This is a genomic window from Blautia ammoniilytica, assembly GCF_025566965.1.
In the GTDB taxonomy this organism is placed as follows: domain Bacteria; phylum Bacillota; class Clostridia; order Lachnospirales; family Lachnospiraceae; genus Blautia_A; species Blautia_A ammoniilytica.
Window position 1 is genome coordinate 1 of the sequence record NZ_JAOQJL010000078.1, and the last position, 1367, is coordinate 1367.

The 1367-nt window shown below is 36.9% G+C and carries 2 protein-coding genes; one reads left to right on the forward strand and one right to left on the reverse strand.

Annotated elements, in window-relative coordinates; translation table 11 throughout:
* Positions 1-90 precede the first annotated feature (90 nt).
* Entirely contained in the window at positions 91-666 is a 576-nt protein-coding gene (locus tag OCV61_RS18400; protein WP_262583444.1) for a M15 family metallopeptidase, read from the reverse strand.
* 243 nt (positions 667-909) lie between these two features.
* Between OCV61_RS18400 and OCV61_RS18405 the strand changes: the two genes are divergently transcribed.
* Positions 910-1293 (forward strand): adenylate cyclase, encoded by a 384-nt coding sequence (locus tag OCV61_RS18405; protein ID WP_118611695.1) that lies wholly within the window; start codon positions 910-912, stop codon positions 1291-1293.
* Positions 1294-1367 lie beyond the last annotated feature (74 nt).

Sequence of the window (1367 nt, forward strand, 5' to 3'; positions counted from 1 at the left end):
ATAGCTTTTTTGTGCTTTTTCTAAAAAAAAATTGAAAAAATATAAAAGAAAAACTTCCACTTAAGAAAAAATGGAAGTTTTTCAGTGCCCTTATTTATATGCATTTTCGCCTAACCATTGATATACTTTTTCAGAAGAACATTTGTCGGTATCCGCATTAATATCAACACTCAGTCCTAATTGGTGTTCGCTTGTATCGGGAATTGCAACATATTTCTCGGCTCTTTTTTTTGCTTCTTTCGCAGAATATCCTTGTTTTTCATATTCATTGATTTTCTCGTCCATAATTTTTTGTTGTTCTTCTGTTGTTCGATATCCTTCTCTAACAAACAGTGCCAGCCCCTCAGCTCTTGCATCATTAAACATTTGTTGTAATTCTGGAAAAATCCGTGAATCTACTTTTTTACCATTCGATAATTCTGTCAATTCTACTTGATAATTATCTGGAATATAATGATTTCGATTGACCAAAATAAGATTCCATTCACCCGAAGTGTCTGCAAAGGACTTTTCTGACTGCAAAATTTTCGGTAATGTTAATTCTCCAACCTGCACATCGATTTTTATTGTTCTCCACATTACAACGGTTATTATGATAGCCATTAAAAGAATGAATACTCGTAAAATATTCTTTCTTCTACGATTGCTGTATCTTCTTTTGTTCATTTTCTCTCCCACACTTTCATTATCAAAATATTTCTACTTTTAATATAATTAACAACCAAAACGACAAAAGAGTTAGTATCTAAACTTATTTATCAATAAAAAGTTTATTTTTTCTCAATTCCAGCTCAATTTCCCCTCAATGCCTTTTTCCTCCGATTTTCGTATGCTTATCCCACAGCAGAGCAGTACCACACCGGTACGACCTGCTGAATCAATCAATACGAAAAAAGGAGGGGATAAACCATGCAGAACAATATCCGCAACACAAACCTGCGCTTTAATCTGGACAAAGAACAACAGCGGAGAGCCTGGGAATATTTACAGACGATGGACAGGCAGGATTTTAAATCTTACAGTCAGGTAATCTCTCTTGCACTGGTAGATTATTTTGACCGCTACTACCGCACACAGGCTGATCCTTATCTGGAAACAAGAGAGCGGGAAGAACTTTTTGTGAAACAAATTGTAGATGCAGTGGAATTCAGCCTGAAACAGTCATTGCCACTTTTTCTTTCCGGACTGACTGCAGGCATGGTGCAAAGGGAGCCCCAAATCAGGGCGTCCTTTCCCGCACCTGAAAATTCACAGCCAGATAGTGATGTAGACTGGGATTTTCTTGGAGAATAAACCCTTTTGATTGGAGGTGAACACATGACTGACTTTCTGACAGCAGACACCAACCTGCCATCTTATATGATGTT

Coding starts and splice junctions, on each gene's coding strand:
- OCV61_RS18400 (WP_262583444.1), bottom strand. CDS start 666: ATGAACAAAAGAAGATACAGCAATCGTAGAAGAAAGAATATTTTACGA.
- OCV61_RS18405 (WP_118611695.1), top strand. CDS start 910: ATGCAGAACAATATCCGCAACACAAACCTGCGCTTTAATCTGGACAAA.